11 protein-coding genes are annotated in these 18520 nt (G+C 59.3%); 3 read left to right on the top strand and 8 right to left on the bottom strand.

All coding sequences use genetic code 11. From position 1 onward, the window contains the following. Window positions 1–86 precede the first annotated feature (86 nt). The 7 genes from baeR to yegD form a co-directional block, all read right to left on the bottom strand. Window positions 87–809 (bottom strand): two-component system response regulator BaeR, encoded by a 723-nt coding sequence (gene baeR / locus ACTJJA_RS13115; RefSeq protein WP_010433713.1) that lies wholly within the window; start codon window positions 807–809, stop codon window positions 87–89. Next, window positions 806–2209 (bottom strand): two-component system sensor histidine kinase BaeS, encoded by a 1404-nt coding sequence (gene baeS, locus ACTJJA_RS13110; RefSeq protein ID WP_089599856.1) that lies wholly within the window; start codon window positions 2207–2209, stop codon window positions 806–808. The genes baeR and baeS overlap by 4 nt, the downstream gene beginning before the upstream one ends. Next, a complete protein-coding gene (locus tag ACTJJA_RS13105) occupies window positions 2206–3621 on the bottom strand; it encodes an MFS transporter (RefSeq protein WP_440668385.1) in 1416 nt (471 codons plus the stop codon). Before ACTJJA_RS13105 ends, baeS begins: the two co-directional genes overlap by 4 nt. Further along, window positions 3622–6699 (bottom strand): multidrug efflux RND transporter permease subunit MdtC, encoded by a 3078-nt coding sequence (mdtC, locus tag ACTJJA_RS13100; RefSeq protein ID WP_440668383.1) that lies wholly within the window; start codon window positions 6697–6699, stop codon window positions 3622–3624. It abuts the gene before it with no gap. Beyond that, entirely contained in the window at window positions 6700–9822 is a 3123-nt protein-coding gene (locus ACTJJA_RS13095) for an MdtB/MuxB family multidrug efflux RND transporter permease subunit (protein WP_440668381.1), read from the bottom strand. Then, the gene (locus ACTJJA_RS13090) at window positions 9822–11024 is read right to left on the bottom strand and encodes an MdtA/MuxA family multidrug efflux RND transporter periplasmic adaptor subunit (protein ID WP_440668379.1); all 1203 of its coding nucleotides are present in this window, start codon (window positions 11022–11024) and stop codon (window positions 9822–9824) included. Before ACTJJA_RS13090 ends, ACTJJA_RS13095 begins: the two co-directional genes overlap by 1 nt. A gap of 182 nt (window positions 11025–11206) precedes the next feature. Further along, window positions 11207–12559, bottom strand: coding sequence for a molecular chaperone (gene yegD, locus ACTJJA_RS13085; RefSeq protein ID WP_440668378.1), 1353 nt, complete (start codon window positions 12557–12559; stop codon window positions 11207–11209). A gap of 130 nt (window positions 12560–12689) precedes the next feature. Between yegD and alkA the strand changes: the two genes are divergently transcribed. Continuing rightward, entirely contained in the window at window positions 12690–13562 is an 873-nt protein-coding gene (alkA, locus tag ACTJJA_RS13080) for a DNA-3-methyladenine glycosylase 2 (RefSeq protein WP_440668376.1), read from the top strand. Here alkA and ACTJJA_RS13075 read toward each other — a convergent pair. Then, window positions 13527–16856 carry a diguanylate cyclase gene (locus tag ACTJJA_RS13075; protein ID WP_440668374.1) on the bottom strand — a complete coding sequence of 1110 codons (3330 nt, stop codon included), beginning with the start codon at window positions 16854–16856 and terminating at the stop codon, window positions 13527–13529. The genes alkA and ACTJJA_RS13075 overlap by 36 nt on opposite strands. A gap of 343 nt (window positions 16857–17199) precedes the next feature. Between ACTJJA_RS13075 and udk the strand changes: the two genes are divergently transcribed. Beyond that, window positions 17200–17841, top strand: coding sequence for a uridine kinase (udk, locus tag ACTJJA_RS13070; RefSeq protein WP_010431898.1), 642 nt, complete (start codon window positions 17200–17202; stop codon window positions 17839–17841). A 91-nt stretch (window positions 17842–17932) separates the two neighbouring features. Beyond that, complete coding sequence (gene dcd, locus ACTJJA_RS13065; protein WP_006176323.1) at window positions 17933–18514, top strand: dCTP deaminase; 582 nt, start codon at window positions 17933–17935, stop codon at window positions 18512–18514. The last annotated feature ends 6 nt before the right edge of the window (window positions 18515–18520 follow it).

Here is an 18520-nt window from a genome sequence, read left to right as displayed (position 1 = left end):
GCGAACCGGTAAAAAGAGTATGGTTGATTCATGGATTGATTCCAGAAAAGAAAAACCCGCCAGAGGCGGGTTTCAGAGGGGATATGTTACACAATCCTGCAGGCATCCGCTTCCCAGCGATACCCCACGCCATACACCGCGCGAATGAACGACTGGTCGGCATCCAGCGCCTCCAGCTTGCGGCGCAGGTTTTTAATATGGCTGTCGATGGTGCGGTCGGTCACGACGCGGTAATCGTCATACAGGTGGTTCAGCAGCTGTTCGCGGGAGAACACTTTTCCCGGCTCGTGGGAGAGGGTTTTCAGCAGGCGGAACTCCGCAGGCGTCAGGTCCAGCAGTTTGCTGCGCCAGCTTGCCTGGAAGCGGCTTTCGTCGACAATCAGCGGGCTTTCGGCGTCGAGCACCTGAAGCTCGCGCTGCGGCTTGCAGCGGCGCAGAATGGTTTTCACGCGGGCGACCACTTCACGCGGGCTGTAGGGTTTGCAGATATAATCGTCTGCGCCTATTTCAAGTCCCAGCAGGCGGTCGATTTCTTCTATTTTGGCGGTCACCATCACGATGGGCACGTCGGAGAAACGACGAATTTCGCGGCACAGGGTCAGGCCGTCAGTACCCGGCAGCATCAGGTCAAGCAGGATCAGGTCCGGCGGCGTCTGGCGTACGTAGGGTAACACCCGATCGCCATGGTTAATCAGCGACGGGGCATAGCTTGCCGCGCGTAAATAGTCGATCAGTAACTGCCCAAGCTTAGGCTCGTCTTCCACAATCAAAATGCGTGGCGTGTTTTCGTCAATCGGTAACTCGGTCATGCTTCTCTCGATAAATCCCGTTCCAGAGGTAACTCTACTGTAATGCTAACCCCGCCAAAAGGCGAATGGGCGGCGCGGAGGGTGCCGTTGTGGGCTTCGACGATGTTGACGCAAATCGCCAGCCCCAGCCCGGAGCCGCCGCTGGCGCGGTTGCGCGATCCTTCAGTGCGATAAAACCGCTCAAACAGTCTCTCCAGCTGCGCATCCTGCACGCCGGGGGCGGAATCCGCGAAGGTGAGGGCGAAGCGTCCGTTTTCCTGCCTGCCGGAAATATGCAGCCCGCCGCCGCTGTCGGTGTAGCGCAGGCTGTTTTCCAGCAGGTTATTGAACAGCTGCATCAGCCTGTCTTTATCGCCAAACACCACCGCGCTGTCCGGCAGGGAGAGGTCGATTTTCAGGTTGCGGCTGGCAAAGCGCTCGCGGAAGGCGCCGCTGATCACTTCCAGAATGTTAATCACGTCGACCGGCGCTTTCTGGTAGGCGAGCGCGCCTTCGTCGGACATGGAGAGCTGGTGCAGGTCGTCCACCAGCTTGGTCAGCGTACCCACTTCCGCCTGCAGCGAGGCCACGGATTCGGGCGTAAACTGACGCACGCCGTCCTGAATCGCCTCCAGCTCGCCGCGCAGCACCGCCAGCGGGGTGCGCAGCTCGTGGGAAATATCGGCCATAAAGTCGCGGCGCATCTGTTGGTTCTTCTCCAGCGTGCTGGCGAGCTGGTTAAAGTCCTGCGCCAGCTTGCCCAGTTCGTCCTGACTGCGGGTGTCGACGCGGGTGGTAAAGTCCCCGGCGGCCAGCCTGTGCGTGCCCTCTACCAGCCGTTTCACCGGGGCGAGCAAACCGCGCGCCAGCGGGAACGTGGCGAGCGCGGCGAGCAGCGTCGACAGGGCGACAATCAGCCAGCTGGTCTGACGCTGCTGGCGGTCAAAGTTAATATCGGTATTGCGCGTCAGGCGTTCCACCGGCGAGGCGATCACCCAGCCCACCGTGGCGCCGTTAGCGGTGATGGCGCGCCGCGTGCCGTCCGGCGGTATCGGTGCGCGCGGCCCAACCAGCGTGCGCATGTCCTGGTCTATCACCCAAAACTGGGTGCGCCAGCCGTGCGGCGGCATGCCCGGACCCGGGCGGTCGTCGTCATTATCGTGCTCCAGCGAGCGCAGGATCTGGAAGATAAATCGGTCATTATTGCGCAGGAACCGCCAGTTGCCATGCTGCGTATACTGCTCGCCCAGCGCATCGCTTAACCCCTGCAGGCGCTGTTCGTTGCCGTGCTTGATGTAGTCAATAAACCCGCGCTCAAAGCTGACCCGCACCGCCCAGTGCATGGTGATCAGCAGGACGATACAGGTGGCAAAAATCGCCACAAACAGTTTGCCGGTAATACCCGGACGCCAGAATTTCATGGTGCACTCCTTTTGCCGCGTCGGATCACGACGTTCTTTGTGGTGTCATTCGGGACTCTGGCGAAGATGACGGCGGGCAGGGCGATAATCACCGCCATGCTGAGATAGGTGTATAAAAAGACCTGATGCGCAACGGGCGTGTCCACGCTGAGATGGTGCTGCCCGTACATGCCGAGCATCAAGCCCGCAATGGTCACGCCAACGCTCATGGAAAGCTGCATGACCATCGACAGCAGGCTGTTGCCGCTGCTCGCCAGCTCGTCCGGCAGGTCTTTCAGCGTCAGGGTGTTCATCGACGAGAAGCGCATGGAGTTGATGATCCCCTGGCAAAACAGCACCAGCGGCAGGACGTAATACCAGCCCATCAGCGCCACGGCCATAAACAGCAGGCTTACCAGCGCCAGCCCCAGCGTGGCGGCGACCAGCACGTGGCGGTAGCCAAAGCGGTTCACCACCTGCACCACGATACGCTTCATCCCCATGCTGCCGAGCACCATCGGGATCATCATCAGACCCGCGTGAAACGGTGAGAAACCCATGCCAATTTGCAGGAATACGGGCGTCATAAACGGCAGCATCCCGCTGCCAATACGCCCGGCGAAGCTGCCGAACAGACCAAGACGGTAGGTGGGGTTTTTAAACAGATTCAGGCTGAACAGCGCCTTGTCATTCTCGCGAGCATGCCACAGATACCACAGAATGGCGGTGATGCCGATAACGACCAGCATCCCCAGCGTCATGGGCGAAATACCCAGCCCCTTTTGCCCGTCGAGCGCCAGCGTGAGCGTGGCCATGCCCGCCGCCAGCAGGATAAAGCCGAAGAAATCAAAGCGTCGCGTCTGCATTTTGTAGTTCGGCATCAGCGTCAGGGTGGCGATGGCGCCGATGATGCCCACCGGCAGGTTGATTAAGAAAATCCAGTGCCAGGAGGCGTACTCCACCAGAATCCCGCCCAGCGCCGGGCCCAGCAGCGGCCCCACCTGACCGGGTAACGTCACAAAGGTCATCGCCGCCATATACTGCTCGCGCGGCACAATCTTCATCACCGTTAGCCGCCCGACCGGCACCATCATCGCGCCACCGACGCCCTGCAGCACCCGCGCCATCACCAGCTGGTCGAGGGTGTTGGCCTGGGCGCAAAACAGCGATCCGGTGGTAAACAGCACGATGGCAGTAAAAAAGATATTGCGCACGCCCACTTTGTCCGCCAGCCAGCCGCTGGCAGGCAGCATGACCGCTACCGTCAGCACGTAGGAGACAATCACCATATGCATGTGCAGCGGGCTCTCTCCCAGGCTTTTCGCCATTGAGGGGAGGGCCGTATTAACGATGGTCGTATCCAGCGACTGCATAAAGAAGCCGAACGCGACTATCCACAGCTGCCAGCGAACGTTGTTGGGGAGGTCGGTCATTTACTCGGTCACCGTGGTTCTCTTTTTACGTGAAAAGCGCAGCCGCAGGCGGTCAAAGAACAGATAGACCACCGGCGTGGTGTACAGCGTCAGCAGCTGGCTCATTACCAGCCCGCCGACGATGGTGATCCCCAGCGGCTGACGCAGTTCAGAACCGTCTCCACCCGATATCACCAGCGGCAGCGCGCCAAACAGCGCCGCCAGGGTGGTCATCATGATCGGGCGGAAACGCAGCAGACAGGCCTGGAAGATCGCCTCTTCCGGCGTCAGATTGCCGTTGCGCTGGGCGTCCAGCGCGAAGTCGACCATCATAATGGCGTTTTTCTTCACAATGCCGATTAACAGCATAATCCCGATGAGCGCGATGAGGCTGAACGGGGCACCGAACAATTCCAGCGCCAGCAGCGCCCCCACGCCCGCCGACGGTAGCGTCGAGAGAATGGTCAGCGGGTGAACGTAGCTCTCATACAGCACGCCCAGCACAATATAAACCGTAGCAATCGCCGCCAGAATCAAAATCACCTGCGAGTTCATCGTTTCCTGGAACACCTGCGCCGTGCCGGCAAAGCTGCCGCGCACGGTAGATGGCACGCCAAGCTGCGTCATGGCGCGATTGATGGCATCGCTGGCCTCTGAGAGCGACGAGCCGGTTGGCAGGTTAAACGAAATGGTCGAGGCGGCCGAAAGGCCCTGATGGTTAACCGACAGCGGCGCATTCGACGGCTGCCAGCTGGCGAAGTACGACAGTGGGATGGCCTTGCCGTCGCTGTTGATGACAAACATCTTGTCCAGCGCGCTGATGTCCTGGGTGTAGCGCGGGTCAACCTCCATCACCACCTTGTACTGGTTCATCGGCTGATAGATGGTAGAAATCTCGCGCTGACCAAAAGCGTTGTTCAGCAGGCTGTTAGCCGCTGCCACGTCAATGCCCAGCCGCGACATGGTTTCGCGGTCGTAGGTGAGCGCCATCTCCGCGCCGTTGTCCTGCTGATCCGAGTTCACGTCGGCCAGCGCCGGCAGGGCGGCCAGCGCTTTACGGATCTTCGGCTCCCACTCGCGCAGGGCGGCTAAATCATCCGAGAGCAGGGTGTACTGATAGCTGGCATTGGCCTGACGACCGCCGACGCGGATATCCTGAACGGCCATCAAAAACAGGTTCGCGCCAGGCTCTTTGGCGAGCTTCACGCGCAGGCGGTCAATCACCTGTTGCGCTGTCAGATTTCGCTCGTCGCGGGGCTTGAGGGTAATAAACATCATCCCGCTGTTGACGCGCGACCCGCCGGTAAAGCCGGTGACGTTATCTACCGCCGGGTCTTCACGAATGATCTTCATAAAGTCCTGCAGCTTGCCGCGCATTGCCTGGAACGAAATGCTCTGGTCGGCCTGAATACCGCCCATCAGCACGCCGGTATCCTGCTCCGGGAAGAAGGTTTTCGGGATGGTGATATACATCCAGACGTTCAGGCCAATGGTGGCGATAAGCACCAGCCCGACCAGCCGCGTATGGTTTAGCACCCACTTCAGCGATGTTCCGTAGCCTTCCTGCATCGCCATCAGGACACGACCAAAGCCTTTACGGCGCGGCTGGGTGTGCGGCTTGCTGCGTTTGAGCATCCAGCCGCACATCATTGGCGTGAGCGTGAGCGAGATAACCAGCGAGATACCTATCGCCACGGAGAGCGTGACGGCAAACTCGCGCAGTAATCTGCCCGGCAGCCCGCCCATCAGCAGCAGCGGCAGGAACACCGCCACCAGCGACAGGCTCATGGAGAGCACGGTAAAACCGACCTCGCGCGTCCCTTGCAGCGCCGCCTGCAGCGGCTTCACGCCCGCTTCAAGATGGCGGGAGATATTCTCCAGCACCACGATGGCGTCATCCACCACGAAGCCGGTGGCAATCGTCAGCGCCATCAGCGACAGGTTGTTAAGGCTAAAGCCGCACAGGTACATGGCGGCAAAGGTGCCAATCAGCGATACCGGCACCGCCACCGCCGGGATCAGCGTCGCGCGGCCTGAGCGCAGGAACAGGAACACCACCAGGATCACCAGCGCCACGGAGATGATCAGCGTCTGCTCCACCTCTTCAAGCGAGGCGCGAATGGTCGGGGAACGATCCTGTGCAATCTGCAGATCGATGGCCGCCGGAATGGTCTCCTGCAGCTCCGGCAAGCGCTCGCGGATGCTATTGACCGTCTGGATGATGTTGGCTTCCGGCAGCTTGCGGATCATCAGCAGGATCGCCGGTTTGGCGTTGGTCATCCCGGCGTTACGCACGTCCTGCACCGAATCGGTGACGCTGGCAACGTCGCTTAAGCGCACCGCCGCGCCGTTGTTGTAGTGAATAATCAGCGGCTGGTATTCCGCGGCGGTTTTCAGCTCGTCATTGGTCTGGAGCTGCCAGCGGTGGCTGCCGTCCTCAATCGCCCCCTGCGGTTTGCGCACGTTGGCGTTGCTGATGGCGGAACGCACGTCGTCCAGCGACACGCCCTGATTAAACAGCGCCTGCGGATTCAGCCCCACGCGCACGGCGGGCAGGGAGCTGCCGCCGACGTCAACGTCACCCACGCCGTCAATCTGAGCGATGGTCTGCGCCAGCTGTGTAGAGGCGAAGTCGTACAGTTGACCCTGCGAGTAGGTGTCCGAGGTGAGCGTCAGGATCATGATCGGCGCGTCGGACGGGTTGGCTTTACGATAGGTCGGTCGGCTCGGCATACCGCTCGGAAGCAGGCTTTGTGCGGCGTTGATCGCCGCCTGCACGTCGCGGGCGGCACCGTTAATATCCCGGTCGAAGCTGAATTCCAGAATAATGCGCGTGCTGCCCAGCGAGCTGCTGGAGGTCATCTCGTTGACCCCTGCAATGCGTCCGAGCGAACGCTCCAGCGGCGTGGCGACCGACGAGGCCATGGTTTCCGGCGACGCGCCGGGCAGCGAGGCGCTGACCATGATCACCGGGAAATCCACCTGCGGCAGCGGGGCCACCGGCAGCAGCCGGAAGCCGAGCGCGCCGCATAGGGTGATGGCGACGGAAAGTAAAATCGTCGCCACCGGACGGTAAATGAAGAGGGCGAAAAACTTCACTTACGCCTCCTCTTCACGTTTCGGGAAGCGGCTTTTGGTCCACAGCGCCAGACGGTCAAACAGCAGGTAAATCACCGGCGTGGTAAAGAGCGTCAGCACCTGGCTGACCAGCAGACCGCCAACCATGCCGATCCCCAGCGGGCGGCGCAGCTCAGCACCGACGCCGGTGCTGAGCATCAGCGGCAGCGCGCCCAGCAGGGCGGCGAGGGTCGTCATCAGGATCGGACGAAAACGCAGCAGACAGGCCTGGAAGATGGCATCGCGCGGCGACATCCCCTGCTCGCGCTCGGCGGCAAGGGCGAAGTCGATCATCATGATGGCGTTTTTCTTCACAATACCGATAAGCAGGATAATGCCGATGATGGCAATGACGTCCAGCTCGCTGCCCGCCAGCATCAGTGCCAGCAGTGCTCCGACGCCTGCGGTCGGCAGGGTAGAGAGGATGGTGATCGGGTGAATAAAGCTCTCATAAAGCACGCCGAGGACGATGTACATCGCGACCACCGCGGCGACAATCAGCCAGACGGTGTTGCCCAGCGCGGCCTGGAACGCCAGCGTGCTCCCCTGGAACTGGGTCTGAATATCGGACGGGAAGCTGAGTTCTTTTTCGGCGCTCAGAATGGACTCTACCGCTTCGCCCAGCGAGTATCCGTCCGGCACGTTAAAGGAAATGGTGGTGGACGGGAACTGATCCAGGTGGTTGATCGCCAGCGGGGTATAACGCTCCTCCACGCTGGCAATGGCGCTTAACGGCACGATCCCGCCGTCTTTGCTGGTCAGGCGCACCGAGTCCAGCGCGGCGAGGCCCGGCGTGTTATCCGTGTTGTGCTCAAGCACCACGCGATACTGGTTCGCCTGGGTGTAGATGGTGGAAATCAGGCGTTGACCAAAGGCGTTATAGAGCGCGTTGTCCACGTCCGCCATGGTAATGCCCAGACGGCTGGCGGTGTCGCGGTTGACGTTCACGTACGCCGCCAGCCCTTTATCCTGCCAGTCGCTGCTGACGTCGGAGAGCTGCGGCAGCGCTTTCAGTTTTTCCACCAGTTGTGGCACCCAGGTACTGAGGGCATCCAGCGTCGTGGCCTGTAGCGTGAACTGATACTGCGTGCGGCTGACCTGGGTATCAATGGTTAAATCCTGAATGGGCTGCAGGTAAAGCTCAATGCCCGGCACCCGCGCGACGGCGTTTTGCAGACGCTCAATGACGGCGTTAACGCGGTCGTCGCGGTCGTCCAGCGGCTTGAGGTTGATCTGCAGGCGCGCGCTGTTGAGCGACGGGTTGGTACCATCCACCCCCACGTAGGCGGTCAGGCTCTCCACCGCCGGGTCCTTCATAATGATTTCAGAGACCTGCTGCTGGCGTTGCGCCATATTGGCGAACGAGACCGACTGCGGGGCCTGAAGCGTGCCCTGAATAATGCCGTTGTCCTGGATCGGGAAGAAGCCTTTCGGAATGAAAATCCACAGCATCACGCTGAGCGCCAGGGTACCCAGCGCCACGCCGAGCGTTGCCCACGGATGGTTCAGGACTTTCGCCAGCACGCGACCGTAGGCGGCAATAATCCGCTCGAACATGCGCTCGGAGGCGCGCGAGAAGCGGTTTTGTTTGCGCAGGGACTCGTGGCTCAGCATGCGGGCGCACATCATCGGCGTCAGGGTCAGCGAGACCACGGCGGAGATCAAAATGGCGACCGCCAGCGTCACGGCAAACTCGCGGAACAGACGTCCGACGATATCGCCCATAAACAGCAGCGGGATCAGCACCGCAATCAGCGAGAAGGTCAGCGAGATGATGGTAAAGCCGATTTCGCCCGCGCCCTTCAGCGCGGCGGCTAAGGGCTTCTCACCTTTTTCGATGTAGCGCGAAATGTTCTCGATAACGACGATGGCGTCATCCACCACGAACCCGGTGGCGATAGTGAGCGCCATCAGCGTCAGGTTGTTGATCGAAAAATCGAGGAACACCATCACCGCAAAGGTGCCGACCAGCGAGAGCGGCACGGCGACGGCAGGGATAATGGTTGCCGGGACGTTGCGCAGGAACAGGTAGATGATCATGACGACCAGCGCAATCGCCAGCATTAGCTCAAACTGGGTGTCGGTAACCGACGCGCGAATGTTGGTGGTGCGGTCGGAAAGGACCTTCACGCTGACCGATTTCGGCAGGCTTTCGATCAGCTGCGGCAGCATGGTGCGAATGCTGTCGGCGGTGTCGATGATGTTCGCGCCAGGCTGGCGCTGCACGTTCATCACGATCGCCTGCTGCTTGTTGGCCCACGCCCCCAGCCAGCTGTTTTCCGCCCCTTGCTCAACTGTCGCCACGTCGCCCAGACGGATCGGCGCACCGTTCTGGTAGGCCACAATGAGCTGACGGTATTCATCGGCAGACTGCATCTGGTCGTTGGCGGAAAGCGTCACGGCGCGGGTTGGGCCGTCCAGCGAGCCTTTCGCCGAGTTGACGTTAGCATTGCTGATGGCAGTGCGGATGGTTTCGCTGGTCAGGCCCAGCGCGGCAATGGCCTGCGCGTTCAGCTTCACGCGAACGGCCGGGCGCTGGCCGCCTGCCAGCGTAACGAGGCCCACGCCCGAGACCTGCGAAATTTTCTGCGCCACGCGTGTTTCAACCATGTCTTCCACCTGCGTCATCGGCATGGCGGAGGAGGTGACGGCGAGCGTCATGATCGGCGGATCCGCCGGGTTCACCTTGCTGTAGACCGGCGGGTTAGGCAGGTCAGACGGCAGCAGGTTGGTGGCGGCGTTGATGGCGGCCTGTACCTCCTGCTCGGCGACGTCCAGCGAGAGCGTCAGCTGGAACTGCAGCGTCACGACGGATGCCCCACCGGAGCTTTGCGAGGACATCTGCTTCAGGCCAGACATCTGCCCAAACTGGCGCTCCAGCGGTGCGGTAATGGCGGACGTCACCACGTCCGGGCTGGCACCCGGATAGAGCGTTACCACCTGAATGGTTGGATAATCCACTTCCGGCAGCGCCGACACGGGCAAGAATCGGTAGCCGATAATCCCGGCCAGCAGGATCGCTACCATCAACAGCGTGGTGGCGACAGGGCGCAAAATAAACAGGCGTGAAGGCCCACCTGTAGAGCCTGGTGGCATCACCTGCATCAGGCTTTCGCTCCCTGTTTCGCCGGTTCAACCACTTCCACTTTTGCACCTTCGGTCAGGCGGTCGATGCCGTCTGTCACCACACGGTCGCCAGCGGAAAGCCCGGCGGCGATCACCACCATCTGGCTGTCCTGAATCCCGGTTTTCACCAGATGTTTACTGACTTTATTGTCGCTGTTCAGTACCCAGACGAAGTTACCTTCGTTACCCATCTGCAGCGCAGCCGTTGGGATCACCACCGCGTTCTCTTCGGTCGCGACCAGCATTCGCGCATTGACGAACTGGTTCGGGAAGAGGGCATCGTCCTGGTTGTTAAAGCGCGCCTTCAGCTTGATGGTGCCGGTGGTGGTGTCGATCTGGTTATCCAGGCTGAGCAGAGTACCTTCGCTCAGCTTCTGCTTGTTGGTGCGGTCCCAGGCTTCCACCATCAGCCCCTTTCCGGCTTTTTGCGCCTGCACCACGGTGGCAATTTCGCTTTCCGGCAGGGTAAAGACCAAATCGATAGGGTGAGTCTGGGTGATGACTACGATGCCCGTGGTGTCGCCGCTGGAGATCTGGTTGCCGATATCGACCTGTTTCAGGCCCACGCGTCCGTCAATCGGCGCGGTAATGCGGCTCCAGTCCAGCTGCAGCTGTGCGCTGGCGACGGCGGCTTCGTCGGCTTTGATGGTGCCCTGCGTTTCGCTGACCAGCGACTGCTGGGTGTCCAGCTCCTGACGTGACACGAGGTTGGTTTTCACCAGCTGCTGGTAGCGCGCTAAATCGCGGCGAGCGTTGGCGAGGGTGGCTTTGTCTTTCGCGAGCTGGCCCTGCGCCTGGGCGAGGGCAACCTTGAACTGGCTCGGGTCGATTTCCGCCAGTAAATCACCGGCTTTGACCTGCTGCCCTTCCTGGAAGTGAATGGCCTGAAGCTGACCGTCGACGCGGCTGCGCACCGTCACGGTGTTGGCGGCGGTAATGGTCCCGAGGCCGGTAAGATAGCGAGGAACGGCCTTGTTCACCGCCGTTGCCGCCTGTACCGGTGCCAGCGCACCGCCGCGCATACCGCGACGGCCTCCGGCGGCTGGGTCCTGCGACGCGCTCCTGGCACCGGCGGGTACCGGGGCGTTAGCGGATTGGCTGTGCCAGTACCAGGCGGCGGCAAGGACCACCACAATGACGCCAGCGGCGATTGCCCAGCGGGATTTGTTACTGCCTTTCATCGTTATACGTTCTCATCCTGAAACACTTCGGGGAATGATACTAGTTTAGTCAGCTAACACAGCGGAAAAATGGAGGAAATATGGAAGACTGTCAGGAATGGTCTGAGTGTGGCGATCTTTTTAGCCGGGTGGCGCTTCGCTTACCCGGCCTACGGTTCGAGGATTTTGTNGGCACAGCAGCACTACCTAAACATCACCTGCGCCCAGCGCGCAAGCCCTGCGGTAACGGAGCCAAAGTCATCCCCACCGGCATTCGGAATGCCCGGCAGCTGTTCCGCCAGCGCTTTCTTGATCAGCGGCGAACGGGCGCTACCGCCGGTCAGGTAGATAACGTCCGGCTTCTCTTTGCCGTTTTCCAGCGCCAGCTGCACCTGTTCCAGAATGCGCTGCAGCGGCTGAGCAAGTGCGGTTTCCAGCCCGTCCTGCGAAATCGCCGTAGCCAGATCGTCGCTGATAAACGGCAGCGAGACCGCATGTTCTGCGCGGTCGGAAAGCGCAATTTTACTCTCTTCCGCAGTACGTACCACGCGGTAGCTCAGGCGCTGACGCCACACTTTATACAGCAGCGCGACCTTGTCGGCGTCCTGCGCGTCGCGCACCAGGTCGTTCAGGAAGCGGCCGTTCGCGGTGCTGTAAAAATCACTTTGCGCAGGCACGTCGTTAATGGCAATCGCGTTCCACCACGGCAGGATCGGCAGGGCGATGCCTTTTTCCGTTTGGCCGCCCATGCCGAGCAGCGGCATCAGGCTCTTAAATGCCAGCGCGATATCCAGATCGTTACCGCCTACGCGGCACCCGCTGTGCCCCAGCAGGCTGTTTTCACGATCGCGACGGTTATGCCACTCTGGCCCCATTAGCAGCAGCGAGCAGTCCGTGGTACCCCCGCCGATATCCACGACTAATACGCGTTTTTCTTCCGTCAGCGTGGCTTCAAAATCCAGCCCGGCGGCAACGGGCTCATACTGGAACACCACGTCGCGGAAGCCCGCGCGGTGCGCCGCACGCTCAAGGATCCCCTGCGCCTGCTGGTTGGCCTCATCGCCGCCCAGCCCCTGGAAGTTAATCGGGCGACCAATCACCGCCTGGGTGATGGCATCCGGCACCTGGGTCTGCGCCTGATTGCGGATGTGCAGCATCATGGCGCACACCAGATCTTCAAACATCGCCACCTGCTGCGGCTTCAGGCCGCTGGCACCCAGGAAGGATTTCGGTGATTTGACGAAGTAAACCTCTTCCGGATCTTCAATATAGTGACCGAGCGAGGAGAGGCCGAACTGCACGCTGGATGGCGTAACGTCGATATCTTCTTCACGGTTAAAGCTGACCGCACGGCGCAGCAGCGCCTGGGTTTCCGCTGCGGTAGCGGGAACCTGGTGATGGCGGAACAGCCATTCGCTGACCGCTTCGCGCGTTGGCGCGCAGAGCATTGACGGCAGCAGCGTGCTCTCTTTCTCCATTTTCAGGAGCTGCGGTTGTCCGTTTTGCATAATTGCAACCGAGCAGTTTGCCGTACCGTAGTCGAATCCAATAAACACGATAAATCCCCATGCCAGTGAGAAGGGGCGAGACTTTAACGAAATGTCTTCATGGCGACAACAGGAATATGAAAGCAAGGCGAAACAGGACCTTTCCGTTTATGCTGTGGAGAACCCAAAAGGAGAGACGATGTACACCCTGACCTGGCAACCCCCTTACGACTGGCAGTGGATGTTTAGCTTTCTTGGCGCGCGTGCGGTCACGGGCATTGAAACCGTCACGGGCGACTACTACGAGCGCAGTTTTGCCTGCGATGGTCATCGGGGTGTCTTTCGCGTGACGCCAGATACCGCGGCCCATACGCTGGTCGTGACGCTCAGTCCGGGACTTATCCCGGTTGCGCAGACCTGCCTTGAACGTATAGCGCGCCTGTTCGATCTCGCCTGTAACCCACAGCTCATCGCGGATACGCTGGGCGATCTCGGTGCCGCGCGGCCGGGCTTGCGTTTGCCAGGGGCAATGGATGCCTACGAACAGGGCGTTCGGGCCATTCTCGGACAGCTGGTGAGCGTGGCGATGGCGGCGAAACTGGCGTCGCGCGTGGTGGCGCTGTGCGGCGAACCGGTGGCGGATTGTCCGGGCTATCTCTGTTTCCCCACGCCGGACGCGCTGGCCGCAGCGGATCCGATGGCGCTGAAAGCCTTAGGCATGCCGGTAAAGCGGGCGGAGTCGTTGATTCATCTGGCACAGTCGGCGATCGACGGGACGTTTCCGCTTTCCCCGCCCGCGGACATTGAGGCCGGAATGAAGGCGCTACAGCAGCGGCCGGGAATTGGTCGCTGGACGGCAAACTATCTGGCCCTGCGCGGCTGGCAGGCGAAAGATGTCTTTCTGCCGGATGATTATCTGATTAAGCAGCGCTTCGCGGGCATGACGCCCGCGCAAATCCGTCGCTATGCCGAACGCTGGCAGCCGTGGCGCTCCTATGCGCTGTTACACATCTGGTATACCGACGGCTGGTCACCCTTAATTGATGGCGAAGTAACTGGTATTCAGCAGTAGCTCCAGCGGCTGCGCTTCAGCGATGGTATCGCCGTAGATGAAGTCGATACCAATGCCTGAAAGCGTATCCATGACGATCGGCTGATGACAGGGTCCCGCCAGGGTTTTCATCCCCAGACGCTGAGCGTGCCCCTGGATAATGGTCACCATCATTTCGTCCATCAAATTGCCGTGAACGTTGTTAACCACGTCGGTATCCAGCATCAGATAATCAGCCATGTTGGGGCTCAGGTGGTTAACGTCATTCATATCGCGTCCCACGTGGCTTAACACCACGCGGCAGCCCGCATGGCGGAGTTTTTGCAAATTACGCTGCGCGTTTTCATCCGGGTTGCGCACCACGTCAACCGGGATAACCAGATGCAGCAGACGGCCGGGCAGCGGGCTTTTCTCAAGCAAATCGAGCAGTTCATCCACCAGCGTGACGCTGGCTAATCCGGCTTCCGAGAGCGGAAGGGCAACGCCCATGCCTTTTGCGGCAACGGGCGCGGCAAAGGTACGGAAGAACTCGTTGAAGATCCGCCTGTCGAGGGCGTGCAGCAGTTCAGGCTCCGCCAGACCTGAGCGGAAGGCATGCTCTTCCTGCATTTCACCCTGGCTGGTCCACAGGCGGAGCGACAGCAGCCAGAAGCTGGCGCTTTCCGGAATGCGCGGGGAGGCGACGCTGCGGGCAATCATCATCAGATGATTGTCTTTGATCATATGCCACTGCTCGTCCAGTGACATCATGCTGCGGTTGCTGTGGATCCGCTCCTGCTGTGGCTCGTAGAGCGTTACCACACCACGTCCGCTGTTTTTTGAGGCATAACAGGCGATATCTGCCTGAGACATCACTTCCGCCGCCTGATGGTTACTCTCATCAATCAGCGTGATACCCGCGCTGGCGCCGATCCGGTGCAGCCGTCCTTCCCACGTGAAGTGATAGTTATTGATGGTGTTAATCAGCCGTCCCGCGATATAGCGCGCGCTTTCGAGATTGCAGTCCGGCAGCAGGAGGCCAAACTCATCCCCGCCCAGCCGCGCCAGAACATCGCTGGAGCGCAGCATGGTCAGCATGAGGGATGAGAGTTCCCGCAGAAGGGCGTCGCCCGCGGCATGACCTGCCGTATCGTTAACGGCTTTGAAGCGATCGAGATCGATAAACACCAGCGCATGACGCTGGTGCGTCTCCTGCACCGTTTGCAGCAGGCGTTTGAGATGGTTCTCGAAACTGACGCGGTTTGCGAGCCGGGTTAGCGCATCATGGGAGGCGCTATAGCTCAGCTGGCGCAGCATTTTGCGCGACTCGGTCACGTCCTGAATGACCAGGACGGAGCCTATATTGTGCCCGTCCAGGGTACTTAATGGCGTGATGCTGTAGTGAATGTCAAAGCTCCCGCCGTTGCGGCAGTTGAGCACCACGTCCTGTTCGATATCGGACCGTGACATATCGCCGCTGTGGATGTTCTCCATCAACGGTCCATTTTCGCCAAAGGTAATGTGCAGCACGCGCAGGATCGGTTGCCCGATGGCCTCGGTTTGCGGCCAGCCGCTCATCTTCTCGGCGACCGGGTTCATAAAGGTGACGTTCATGTCGATGTCGGTACAGATCACCGCTTCGCCGATGGAGTCGAGCGTAATATGCAGACGCTCCTTTTCCTGGAACAGCGCTTCGTTAAGCTGCTTCACCTCGGTCATATCCATATTGATGCCGAGCAGGCGTTCCACCTCGCCCTGCTTGTTCAGCACCCGATTGGCCAGCGAACGAATGTGGCGAATGCCGTCCTTCACCCGAATGCGAAATTCCAGCTTAAACGGCAGCCTTGCGATTAATGAATCGCGCAGCACTTTTTCAGCATGCTCCCGGTCTTCTGGCACCATGGCGTCATGCCAGAGCTGCCAGGTTGGTTTGATGTGCGGCGGGATTTCGTAAAGCTCGAACATCCGCTTGTCCCAGCTAATAATATCCGGCTCCAGATCCCACTCCCAGATGCCAATCCCGCCCGCTTCGTTGGCGAGCGTAATGCGCTCCATCAGGCGTTTGTTGACCCACTCGGTTTGTTTCAGGTCGTTAATATCTTCAATCTGGGCGATAAAATAGAGCGGCGTGCCGTCAGCATGACGGACAACGGAGACGGCGAGCAGCGCCCAGACAACCTCGCCGTTACGGGTGTAATAGCGTTTTTCCAGCGTGTAGGTATTAATTTCGCCGCTTACCAGTTGCTCAAGTTGCTCCAGGTCGGTGTTCAAATCCTCAGGCCAGGTCAACTGCTGGAAGGTGAGGGACTGAAGCTCCGTCTGACTATAGCCAAGGAAATTGCATAACGCTTTGTTGGCCTGCAGCCACTGGCCTTCGATCCCCACCAGCGCCATACCGATGGCGGAATACTCCATCGCATTACGAAAACGCTCTTCGCTTTCGGTAATGTGCTTGCGTTCGGCGCGAAACGCGTACATCACCATCGTCATGACGTTGGCGGGCAGCAGCATCATCAGGAAGGGGAGCCAGGGGGCGTTGAACGCAACGATAACATTCTGCGGCGTTATGGATGCCGGATTTCTTGCCATCATCAGGGAGACCATCATGATAGTGGCTAAAAATACCAGGTAGGCTTCCATTCGCGGCAGGCGAACGGCGCTCCACATCAGCAGAACGATGACGCAGGTGAAAGGCCACGGGAGCCAGGTGATCGCCGCCCAACAGAGAACCAGCGTTATCACCGTTGTCACCAGCGTTTCCAGCAGCAGTTTCGGGTTACGGTGACGCAGCAGGTAGTGTGGTTTAAACAGCAGTCCTAGTGGCACCAGCGCCAGCGCGCCGATGGATTCCGACAACACCCAGATGAGGAAATTACGCAGGGGTTCAGTGCTCGGTACCAGTAAATAAACCAGTACCCCGCCCACAAGAGGCGGGATCAACGCACTGCCCACGGCCAGGCGGATCCAGTCGTTAAGGTTCTGCAGCGGGTTGTACCAGGGGAGGAGTTTGCGTAACAGTAACGCCCCAACGCACGCCTCGATAATATTCACAAAGGTATAGGCGAGGTTTAGGGAACCCCATGAGAACAGCATCCACGAGGCCAGAATATTGCCGAACGAACAGGCCAGCGCAATGCCCGGCCACATTTTCCCGGCGTGGCGATAAAAGGCCACCATCATGATGGACGTCGGGAACCACAGCGGTGCCAGCAGCGTACCAAAGCGGGTCAGCTCGAGTGAAAATAGGGTAAAAATGAAGGTGACCAGGCCCAGGCAGACAAGTCGTAATAAAGGATGTGGGGTGGTAACCAAAACCCGTTGGTATTGTTTATTCATTACCGCTCTATCCAGGGACGCCATGCCGTCAGGAGCGAGGTCCGGGCGCGTGAAAGGATTAATTTCGTTTATGCTAGTACAAACAATTTACAAATCATATGCTGACTGCTCAGATTTTGACATCATAGACTTATTAAATAGTTACTCCGGGAAAAATTCCGGGTGAACGCCGAAAAAGCAGGCATTAAAATTTCACTCAGGGAGTAAAAAGAGACTTTTCAGGCAGTCTCGCATAACCTGCGCTTTCGACTGGTATCACGCCCGCGAAATCCCTATAATTGCCGCGTTTGACGCTCCGGCGTCGTCCTTCCTTAACATCCAGGTTAATCAGGTCGCTAAATTTATGACTGATAAGTCTCATCAGTGCGTCATCATAGGCATCGCCGGCGCATCGGCTTCAGGTAAGAGTCTAATTGCCAGTACGCTTTATCGCGAATTGCGTGAACAAGTCGGTGATGAGCACATCGGCGTCATTCCCGAAGACAGCTATTACAAAGACCAATCCCATCTTTCGATGGAAGAGCGCGTCAAAACCAACTACGACCACCCCAGTGCGATGGATCACAGCTTGTTGTTCCAGCATCTTCAGTCGCTTAAAAACGGTACGGCCATTGAACTGCCGGTCTACAGCTACGTAGAACACACCCGCACGCAGGAAACGGTTCACATTGAACCGAAAAAAGTCATTATCCTTGAAGGCATCCTGCTGCTGACGGATGCGCGTCTGCGTGAGTCGATGAATTTCTCCATTTTCGTCGATACCCCGCTGGATATCTGTCTGATGCGCCGCATCAAGCGCGACGTTAACGAACGCGGTCGTTCCATGGACTCCGTCATGGCGCAATACCAGAAAACCGTGCGTCCAATGTTCCTGCAATTTATCGAGCCATCTAAGCAATACGCCGATATTATCGTACCTCGTGGCGGTAAAAACCGTATTGCTATTGATATCTTAAAAGCGAAAATCAGCCAGTTTTTTGAATAAGCCGCGCGAATTGTGTACCGTTCAGAGATAACCTGGTTTTGCCCTGTGACCCTACGGTTGCGGGGCACGATGCACGAAAGGAGAAAGTGCCATGCGTCTTTGTGACCGCGATATAGAAGCCTGGCTGGATGAAGGCCGCCTGTCTATCACCCCGCGTCCGCCGGTAGAGCGCATTAACGGTGTCACCGTTGACGTGCGCCTGGGGAATAAATTCCGCACCTTCAGCGGCCACACGGCACCGTTTATCGATCTCAGCGGGCCGAAAGATGAAGTCAGCGCCGCGCTCGATCGCGTGATGAGTGACGAAATCGTCCTTGATGAGGGCGAGGCGTTTTATCTGCATCCCGGTGAGCTGGCGCTGGCAGTGACCTTTGAGTCGGTGACGCTGCCTGCCGATCTGGTGGGCTGGCTGGATGGCCGCTCTTCGCTGGCGCGCCTGGGCCTGATGGTTCACGTTACCGCTCATCGTATCGATCCCGGCTGGTCTGGCCGCATCGTACTGGAGTTCTTCAACGCCGGTAAATTGCCTCTGGCGCTGCGCCCGGGCATGATGATTGGCGCGTTGAGCTTTGAGCCGTTGACGGGCCCGGCAGATCGTCCTTACAACCGCCGTCAGGACGCGAAATATCGCGACCAGCAGGGTGCGGTTGCCAGTCGTATTGATAAAGACTGATTGTTC

The sequence above is a fragment of the Enterobacter sp. 22452 genome, from assembly GCF_052045065.1.
GTDB lineage: Bacteria > Pseudomonadota > Gammaproteobacteria > Enterobacterales > Enterobacteriaceae > Enterobacter > Enterobacter mori.
Note: the sequence above shows the minus strand (reverse complement) of the source record. Positions and strands in the feature narration are given on the sequence as shown.